The 8,722-nt window shown below is 48.6% G+C and carries 9 protein-coding genes and 1 riboswitch; all 9 genes read right to left on the reverse strand.

Features of this window, described 5'->3' with window-relative positions; genetic code table 11:
- Window positions 1–31: 31 nt before the first annotated feature.
- The 9 genes from F1593_RS18345 to F1593_RS18385 all read right to left on the reverse strand — a co-directional run bounded on the left by F1593_RS18345 (window position 32) and on the right by F1593_RS18385 (window position 8,518).
- Complete coding sequence (locus F1593_RS18345; protein WP_149403020.1) at window positions 32–847, reverse strand: uroporphyrinogen-III synthase; 816 nt, start codon at window positions 845–847, stop codon at window positions 32–34.
- A gap of 223 nt (window positions 848–1,070) precedes the next feature.
- Window positions 1,071–2,123 (reverse strand): nicotinate-nucleotide--dimethylbenzimidazole phosphoribosyltransferase, encoded by a 1,053-nt coding sequence (gene cobT, locus F1593_RS18350; RefSeq protein ID WP_149403021.1) that lies wholly within the window; start codon window positions 2,121–2,123, stop codon window positions 1,071–1,073.
- An 83-nt stretch (window positions 2,124–2,206) separates the two neighbouring features.
- Window positions 2,207–2,842, reverse strand: coding sequence for a cob(I)yrinic acid a,c-diamide adenosyltransferase (gene cobO / locus F1593_RS18355; protein WP_149403022.1), 636 nt, complete (start codon window positions 2,840–2,842; stop codon window positions 2,207–2,209).
- 147 nt (window positions 2,843–2,989) lie between these two features.
- A complete protein-coding gene (locus F1593_RS18360) occupies window positions 2,990–3,991 on the reverse strand; it encodes an ABC transporter substrate-binding protein (protein ID WP_172632235.1) in 1,002 nt (333 codons plus the stop codon).
- Between the two features lie 132 nt (window positions 3,992–4,123).
- Window positions 4,124–4,334: riboswitch (cobalamin riboswitch) on the reverse strand.
- Between the two features lie 58 nt (window positions 4,335–4,392).
- The gene (gene cobU, locus F1593_RS18365; RefSeq protein ID WP_149403024.1) at window positions 4,393–5,019 is read right to left on the reverse strand and encodes a bifunctional adenosylcobinamide kinase/adenosylcobinamide-phosphate guanylyltransferase; all 627 of its coding nucleotides are present in this window, start codon (window positions 5,017–5,019) and stop codon (window positions 4,393–4,395) included.
- Between the two features lie 24 nt (window positions 5,020–5,043).
- A complete protein-coding gene (cobS, locus tag F1593_RS18370; protein WP_149403025.1) occupies window positions 5,044–5,895 on the reverse strand; it encodes an adenosylcobinamide-GDP ribazoletransferase in 852 nt (283 codons plus the stop codon).
- A gap of 50 nt (window positions 5,896–5,945) precedes the next feature.
- Window positions 5,946–6,587, reverse strand: a complete 642-nt coding sequence (locus tag F1593_RS18375) for a histidine phosphatase family protein (RefSeq protein ID WP_172632236.1) — start codon at window positions 6,585–6,587, stop codon at window positions 5,946–5,948.
- A 151-nt stretch (window positions 6,588–6,738) separates the two neighbouring features.
- Window positions 6,739–7,098: a cupin domain-containing protein gene (locus F1593_RS18380; protein ID WP_149403027.1), complete on the reverse strand. Its 360-nt coding sequence runs from the start codon at window positions 7,096–7,098 to the stop codon at window positions 6,739–6,741.
- Window positions 7,099–7,153: 55 nt separating this feature from the next.
- A complete protein-coding gene (locus F1593_RS18385) occupies window positions 7,154–8,518 on the reverse strand; it encodes a BNR repeat-containing protein (protein WP_149403028.1) in 1,365 nt (454 codons plus the stop codon).
- Between the last annotated feature and the right edge of the window lie 204 nt (window positions 8,519–8,722).

Consider the following 8,722-nt stretch of genomic DNA (forward strand, 5'->3'; position numbering starts at 1 on the left):
AACAGGCGTTCAATAGCAGGCATGCTGATACTTATAGAGACATATAGGCAACCAGGGCTTTGATCAGATATCCCATTTTGGGATGCTCAGGAATAACTTGCGGGACAACACCGTATTCAAGCAATACACCGGTACAGGTCGGGCCAATCGAGGCAACGATAGTGCGTTGATTCAGTGCTTCTTGCAGCTCTGTTAGCAGTTGTAATTCAGTTGCGATCAGGAAAAGATGGCGAATCTGGATCTGGCTGGTGAACATTACTACATCCACCTTACCAGCAATCAACTCGCGAACCAGCGCCTGTAATGTATCTGTCTGCTCTGGCAGTAACCATTCATACAAGCATAGTTCCTCTACCTGCGCATCACGACTACGGAGCATCTCCATAATTTCGGTATTGCGCTCCCCATAGTGTACGACCGCGACAGTTTTACCTGCCAGTTCAAAAGGCGTCAGGACGTCAATAAGCTCATGCGTGGTATAGGGCTCAGGCGAACTGGCGGCTATCGGAATGCCTTCTTGTCGTAAGGCTCCTCCTGGCTTAGGACCACGGCAAACAACGGTGCTCTTACGCAATGCCGCCACTAACTCCTCACGACGTCCCAATTGATCGGCTTCTTGTAAGAGTGTTTTCACCCCCACCCCCGTAAAAAACACTACCAGATCAATGGAGCCGGCACATATCTGCTCGATAAAGGCGTTCACGGGTTGCGCTGCCATCAGGGATGTTTCGCGTACTGCTGGCACGCTCCAGATATTACTACCACCATTGCGGCGAATGAGATCGGCTATCTCATTGCTCATGCGCGCTTCCAGTACGGCGATACGAGCGGATTGAAAATTCACCATGCGTCTCCTCCCAAATACAAAAAGATTCACAAACACAGAAACAGAAAGGCCCTTGCGCCTACACGCCTGGTTTTCTCCGCTCTGAGAATAAAAACTCGTCTATGCTAACTCTACACAGGGCTAGCTCATTGACCTGGTAGTATTATAATGCATAGCTGGCAACCTTATCTTAGGCTGAAGGATCATGTAGCCTCTACCGTAGCTACATGATCCTTCAAATCTACTACTCTTTGTTGCTGACGCCCGCTTCCCCAAAAGTGGCCATTTCATTATGGGTATGTAAGGCTCCCTCGATAATGTGCATCGTCAAAACTGCACCTGTGCCTTCACCCAGACGCAAGTGTAAGTCGAGTAAAGGCTCCAGGCCAATTTTTTCAAGAATAAAGCGATGCCCGCTCTCTACAGAGACGTGTCCGGCAAATAGATACTCACGTACAGTCGGACACAACGTGTAAGCAACCAACGCCGCAGCCCCGGAAATAAAACCATCAATAACCACAGGGATTCTGCGGGCTGCCGCACCCAGAATGATGCCAACCAGTCCTGCAATCTCTAATCCACCGACTTTCGCCAGCACATCGAGAGGATCAGATGCGTCAGGCTGATTATGCGCAATCGCACGCTCAATAATCTGTACCTTATTAGTCAGTTGCTGATCGTTGAGACCAGTACCACGGCCAGTCACGCGCGCCACGGGAATGTTCAATAGGACAGATGTGATGGCACTGGCCGGTGTGGTATTACCGATTCCCATCTCCCCTGTTGCCACCAGATCAAGTCCTTTTGCGGCCAATGTATCAAGCACATCGATGCCAATTGTGATCGCCTGGAGAGCTTCTTCACGACTCATTGCAGGTCCATGAGCCATATTGGCAGTTCCACGCCGCACCTTACGCGAGATAAGATCAGGATGTTCGATATCTGTAGCAACTCCGATATCAACAATCGCCACCTCTGCATTGGCCTGACGGGCCAACGCATTAATGGCAGCGCCGCCAACCAGAAAATTCTGTACCATCTGCGCCGTCACGTCAGAAGGATAGGCGCTCACGCCTTCGGCTGTGATACCATGATCAGCGGCCATGACGACAACAGCTTTATGCTTGATTACCGGACACACGTTCCTGGTAATACCTGCCATCTGAATAGCGATATCTTCCAGGCGACCCAGGCTACCGGTAGGCTTGGTTAATTGAAGCTGTCGCTCCTGGGCCAGTTTTTCATATGCTGTATCTAATGGAGTAATTCTGGCAAAAATATCAGCAACGTTCGTCATAAAATGTACCTTCGCATTTCTTTCTAGTAATTTCTATCTGCAACAATGTAATTCATTAAAGAGGCAAAAAACATACATGTGATTTAAAAATCAATGCCTTTTTGCGCCAGGATACCTTGATTGTATGGATGCTTGACCTCACTCATTTCAGTCACCAGGTCGGCATAATCAGTCAGGATGGTGGGTGCGTTACGTCCTGTCAAAATGACATGCGTTTTGGGATCACGTGCCTTTAAGGTGGCTAAAACTTCTGCCGCATCGAGCCAACCATAGTTCATCGCATACGTAATCTCATCCATAATGACGACATCGTACTGATGGCTCTCAATTTTCTCCCGGCATAATTGCCAGCATTGTTGAGCCAGAGTCTTATCATGTTCAAGATCATCGCTATTCCAGGTAAAGCCATCGCCCAGAGGGATTATTTCGATACCAAGCTTCTGGGCAGCACGGATTTCACCCCATTTGCCAGTCTGTGATTTCAAGAATTGTAGCATCACCACGCGCATCCCCTGTCCCCAGGCGCGGAATAATACTCCCAGCGCGGCAGTCGTCTTGCCTTTTCCATTCCCAGTATTGACAATCACCAGACCACGGCTGGGCACGCGCTGCGCCCGCTTCTCCGCCTGCTCCTTACGAATCTGCGCCCGACCCTCTTCAGTCAATTCATCAAGAGGGGTATGCTCAGGCTGTGTTGTTTGAGAATTCTGCTCTTCCATATCTCACCTCATCCTTCTAGAATTTGTTTTCACGACGCTCAAGTGGAAAGATTCCGCACGGCTCCAACGCTTGCAGCAAGCACATTTGCACGCTGCGAGCAATCATACAACTGGCGAGTATAAAACTGATATCAGTACAATCAAATATTACACGCTTGCTGAACAATAGTCAGGTAGTGCCCCAATAAATTTATCAGGATGAATCACCTGTGCCAGACAGCGGATACCCTCAACAATACGTGGCCCAGGGCGCTGCGTGATATCAGAATTGATATGATAAACCTGATGCGACTTCACGGCAGCGATACCACCCCAGTTAGCACGCTTGTACACAACTGATGGTTGTCCACCATAGAGAGGATCTTCAGTCAGAACAACATATTGTGGATTAGCCGCGATAATCGCTTCATCCGACACCTGTGGATAGCCACCATTGGTGGAATTGGCATGAAAGATATTGGTGCCATTGGCATATTGCAGCATCTCATCGCCAAAGGAACCACCACCAAAAACATAGGGTTTACCAGGCGTGCTGTCATCAATTTCTAGCAATACTTTCGAGGGAGCTGTGCCCTTGACTGATTGCTCGATCTGCGTGAGTTGTTGTTGCATCTGCTTGACCAGAGCTTGAGCGGTATCTTCTGTATATGTCAAACGGCCCACCAGCAGGATTTGATCCAGGGTCTGGGAAACATTTGGAGACGGGAGATCAATGACGTTTAAACCAAGCTGCATCAACTGTGTGTTATATTTTTTGCTCAATCCACCAGTTGTCAAGACCAAATCCGGCTTTAATGCCACGATACTCTCGATACTAATATTGCCCGATTTGTCGGAAATTTTCTTTAATGATGCCATAGACGCGGGATAGTTTGTTAAAGCATCAACACCAACCACGCGCTTTTGGAGCTGTAAAGCTCCCAGAATTTCACTCACACTGGGAGCCAATGAAATAATACGTTGTGGAGCCGTTTTGGGAAAAGAAATCGGCGTGCCATACATATCTACAGCCACAGTAGGAGTAGGGGTAACGCCAGGGGTTGCCGTACTTGCGGAAGAGCTATTCGCCTGTCCACAAGCGGAAAGGGATAAAACCATTCCCAGAAACAAAACACACCAGAGACGAGGTGAGATGACATGGGTGCGCATAAACATAGTATCCTTCTAAGTAACGCCAGATAATGCCCACAGTCACCTTGCATGAGGAAGAGATCAAACCGAAACACATTCCAGAAGAGTTACAGCATGTTCCGATAGCTCGCTCCTTTTACGCGAAGGATCAAGAGCATGACTCACCAGGCAGGTCTCCTGACTTCTGGCACTATTCTTACTAAAGCGCATCAACCCATTCAACATAGATATGAAGTGGAATCAGGATGAGGCAATGATAAGGACAATACCAGTTACAGTAGCGCGACTGCGTCGGAGTTACACCGACTTCCCTATTCTGTTGAGATGACCTATCTCAACCACCTGATGAATAAATGAAATAATATATCCACGACTAGTATACTGACGAGTATCTGTTTCTGTCAATGCACAGCAAAACTTTAAAGGGTAGCGGTTTCGTGCAATCGCTTAATATCAACACCCAGACCAGCCACCATTAAATAAACACGTGCAGCGGCAGTAGCGACGCGCTGGTTAACTAAACCCAGCACATCCCGATACACACGTCCGAGGGCATAAGCAGGGACAATACCAAGTCCGACCTCATTGCTCACACAAAGGAGCGTTTTGCCAGGAGCGAAGGTAGATGCCACCTGCAAGAGCTCAGCGATTTCTTGTAAAGCGGCATCATAATAGCCAGCGCTGATCATCTGTTCATCAAACGGCGCATCACTATCGTGCTGCGCAAAGAGCCAATTCGAAAGCCAGACCGTCAGACAATCCAGCAGGATGACATCGGCATGTTCAGCAGCCTGTCGTACAGCCGTAGCCAGATGCAAGGGCTCCTCGATTGTCTGCCAATGCGCTGGACGGGCAGCCTGATGGCGCGCGATGCGATCACGCATATCGTCATCACTCGCCGTCGCCGTCGCAATAAAGGCCACACGACGTTCACTCTCCAGGGCCAGTCGTTCAGCAAACGTACTTTTTCCACTGCGCGCACCACCCAGTATCAGCACTAATCGCGGCGGCACATCATCATTCTGCACCTCTACAAGCTTCTTCATTTATTCATTCTCCAGCAAAAATAATTATAACCACACATGGAGCAGCGTAAACAGCAACAACAGCACAACCTCAGAGAATTCCGCCAGCGCACCATAGACATCACCCGTCAATCCTCCCAGCACATGTGTGATCCATTCTCCGGTAATCCAGGCCACCAGCGTACCACAGATCCACAGGAGCAGACCAACAAGAATAGGTCCGCTCAGCAAGGCAATCAGCAAAGATAGCACGGCAGCGCAAATAAGACGCTTGCGCGTTACCGTACGACGATAGGCTTCACCCAAACCACTCGGACGTGCCCCAGGAAAGGCATACATCGCCAACACCATATTCCAGCGTGAAATTGGCAAGATAGCCAGCAAGGCAAACGGCAAATGATAGCGATCCAGGCTTGCGAGCAGCGCAAACTTCAAGAACAAGAGGCACACACCACCCAGGACACCAAAGCTACCCACGCGACTATCGCGCATAATCTCCAGCTTGCGCTCACGACTGGTACCACCAAACAGCCCATCACAACAATCCATCAAACCATCTAAATGCAAGCCACCAGTCAGAATGACAAGCGCTACAACCAGCAAGGCAGCCAGTACCAGCGACGAAACCTGTGCACCAAAGATCAGGACAACCAACCATAAAATAAGTGCCAGTAACAAACCAACCAGAGGAAAATACGCACTCCCAACAAAAAGTGTCGCATCAGCGGTACCGGTCGTAAATAATTGCGTCGCGCCAGGCACAGGCAAGGTTGTAAGGAACTTCAAAGCCGCAACAAACTCTTTCCATTGCGCCATCAACCAGGCATCAGGCGTTGGACCTACCGGAGAAGGCGAGGGATGCTCAGGATTGGAATGAAGAGGGGTTGTTTCAGACATACACTAAAATATCCTTCCCAAATAATAACAGAAAGTTGAAGACCACTCCTTCAAGCATGATAATTCAATAGCGTGAGCGTCGTTGTAGCGAGGACATCCTCACTTCCATTTACAAAATCAAGCGCGCTCAAAGAGCCAGGCTCGATATGTAATTGCCACTGATACTCCAGAGGCATATGCAAAACGATGCATAACAGTGCTCGTAACGCCCCACCATGGCTGACTAATACAATATCACCTGCAGCTAACGAAGATACATCATGTGTCAACTGCACAAATGCCATCAGTACGCGTTGAGCAAACGCAGCCGGTGATTCTCCATCCGGCGGGGCAGCATCGACGCCGCCAGTAAAAAAAGCCAGTTGATCAGGAAACCGGGCTGCAATTTGCGCGTATGTCAGTCCTTCCCATGCGCCAAAGGAGATCTCACGCCATGCAGATGAAGACTTGATGCTTAAAGACTGAGGACTTTGTTGTGTAATCATGGCGGCCGTTTGTTGAGCACGCAATAAATCGCTGGCATACAAAGCTGCGATGGATCTGGTATGTAATTGTTCCCCTAACCATTGCGCCTGAGCTTCACCTTGAGATGACAACCCGATATCCGTCTGTCCACAAAAACGCTGTTCTTGATTCCAGACCGTCGCGCCGTGGCGTACCAACCAGAGACGACGCACCATTAATTCGCTCATCATCGATCCACATGTAATTCTATATTCACAGATCAGTATTCTAGCTCACATTCTATATCACAGAACGCGAGTGGAATAGAAACAAAAGTGCATCAGACTGGCTATTTCAAAAGTACAGCCAATCTGATGCAAAAATACGCAGCAGAGAGAATTAGCCCTCCATGCTTGTACGCTCAGGGCGGAAAGCAGGCAAACAGAACGACCAATATTCACATTGCTGATCGGATGAGGCATTACTATAAATCACACGTGTATTCTTTCCAATCAAACACGTCTCGCCCGCACCTACCTCAATACGCTGTCCCTCGGCCTCAACCAGCAATGTTCCCTTTACACCAATGACAACTTCATCGAACTGTGCGATCTGTGCCGGCTCACGCCAGGCAGGAGGGGCAAACATATGCGCCAGACTAAAGGCATCGCTTTGCGTATTCAGGACACCGAAATGCTCATCAATGATTTTGCCATCTTCGCGTGGAAAAATACTGCCATGTTCGACTTTTTGCAACATTTATCTCTTTACCTTTACACTTTTTATTGATCAGGATCGCACATTCGCCCGTGTACTATCGATCATGTTGATACAAACGCAACAGCGTAGGAGCAGGCCACGGTTGTGCCACGGGTCGATCATTATTAATCGGACCATGCTCCCATCGTAACACATATTCCTGTTCGGAGCGACCTGTATCAGCAATCCAATCCACGGTCATTGGCCGGGCGGTAAAAGGAGACAGTGGCTGGCTATAGGATTCTAGCCATGCCCGAGGCATTAGCACAGGCGCGGAAGGATGAAGAGGTTGCAAAGTCTGCGCATCCAGATTGATCATCCCTTCTCCATACAGATTATGGTTATAGTGAAGCCATAATGTGCCATCCAGGCCAACCGTCACCGGATCAATATGCACGTCCTCAGGAATAGCCCCTGTGCCGCCGAATTGCCAGCGATACGACCAGCGCGTCGCGGGTTCAATCTGCCACTGCTCAGACGTATATCTGGCAAGATAAATCTGGCTATTCCCATCTTGATCATATTTATGGTAGCTGATCAAGGGGCGCTGCTGCGCATCAAAGCTCAAGGTATAGGTGGTATTTACCAGACCGCTTTGTACAGGTACTGGATCAACAATCACGCCGTCTGTATGGAGCGTAATGGGCAGCGTCAGCGCTGTACCGGTAATAGTTTCCCAATGCATCAGATCGCGACTGCGCGCGTAGCATAAATCATGATTCGTCAATACATCAGGCGTATTGCGCCACATCCAGAGCAAATGAAAAAAGCCATCGGGACCCACATGAGGACCATTAATATACGCGCTCATATCCAGCGCGGTCCCGTCCAGTAAAGGCTCGCTCATCACGCGTATCCAGCGGCCAGCCTCCTCATCATAACGATTAATAAACTGGTTTCCATTTCCGCTTCTCCCATCGCGATACGTCACATATAATGCGTCAACTCCATCTCGAAAAAAGCGCGGATAAGAGACACTGGTCTCATCATGATCAAGCATTTGTGGATAACGTTGAAAGCTTGCCATATCATGTGCACGTGTCATCCGATAATACTTTAATGGCTCAGCATGCATAGCCCCCATCACATGGATCATCTGTTGTCGATCAATTTGCAATGCGATGGCATGATGAACTCCAGTCTCCCAATTCGATTGAATATCCGCCAAACGACAAATCTTCCAGATCGATGTATCCAGCGAGCGCTGTGCTACCGTCAAATACTCATCTTGATCAAAATAAGCCACATACTGATACTGATCAGCCGTCAATAGCACCGGAGCTCCGGTCATATGGACAGACCACACCGGAGCAATTACAAGTCCTTTATCCTGATCCAAATTTTCCTCCACTGTATGAAAACGAGCGCGTGTATAGGTACTATGTTCCCTGAGCAACGTCACCTTGCTTTTTAACAACATCTCTCACGTCCTTTTCGTTCGATGACGCTTCTCCTTTATATATGTAACACGAAAAGGCATTACATGTAATAGAGAGAAGTATTCTCAGATAGTGTTTGATTCCCATGCTCTCCACGATCTCTGTGCATGAATTTTCGCACCGATGGTGCTCAAACAGATTTTTAGTATGTGGTGCAGAATGTGTGCGAAGCACACATTCTGCAC

This window comes from Dictyobacter arantiisoli, assembly GCF_008326305.1.
Classification (GTDB): domain Bacteria; phylum Chloroflexota; class Ktedonobacteria; order Ktedonobacterales; family Ktedonobacteraceae; genus Dictyobacter; species Dictyobacter arantiisoli.

Excerpts from the sequence above, each read along its gene's own strand:
- cobS (WP_149403025.1), bottom strand. The coding sequence starts at position 5,895 with ATGTCTGAAACAACCCCTCTTCATTCCAATCCTGAGCATCCCTCGCCT.
- F1593_RS18360 (WP_172632235.1), bottom strand. The coding sequence starts at position 3,991 with ATGCGCACCCATGTCATCTCACCTCGTCTCTGGTGTGTTTTGTTTCTG.
- cobO (WP_149403022.1), bottom strand. The coding sequence starts at position 2,842 with ATGGAAGAGCAGAATTCTCAAACAACACAGCCTGAGCATACCCCTCTT.
- cobT (WP_149403021.1), bottom strand. The coding sequence starts at position 2,123 with ATGACGAACGTTGCTGATATTTTTGCCAGAATTACTCCATTAGATACA.
- F1593_RS18345 (WP_149403020.1), bottom strand. The coding sequence starts at position 847 with ATGGTGAATTTTCAATCCGCTCGTATCGCCGTACTGGAAGCGCGCATG.
- F1593_RS18385 (WP_149403028.1), bottom strand. The coding sequence starts at position 8,518 with ATGTTGTTAAAAAGCAAGGTGACGTTGCTCAGGGAACATAGTACCTAT.
- F1593_RS18380 (WP_149403027.1), bottom strand. The coding sequence starts at position 7,098 with ATGTTGCAAAAAGTCGAACATGGCAGTATTTTTCCACGCGAAGATGGC.
- F1593_RS18375 (WP_172632236.1), bottom strand. The coding sequence starts at position 6,587 with ATGAGCGAATTAATGGTGCGTCGTCTCTGGTTGGTACGCCACGGCGCG.
- cobU (WP_149403024.1), bottom strand. The coding sequence starts at position 5,019 with ATGAAGAAGCTTGTAGAGGTGCAGAATGATGATGTGCCGCCGCGATTA.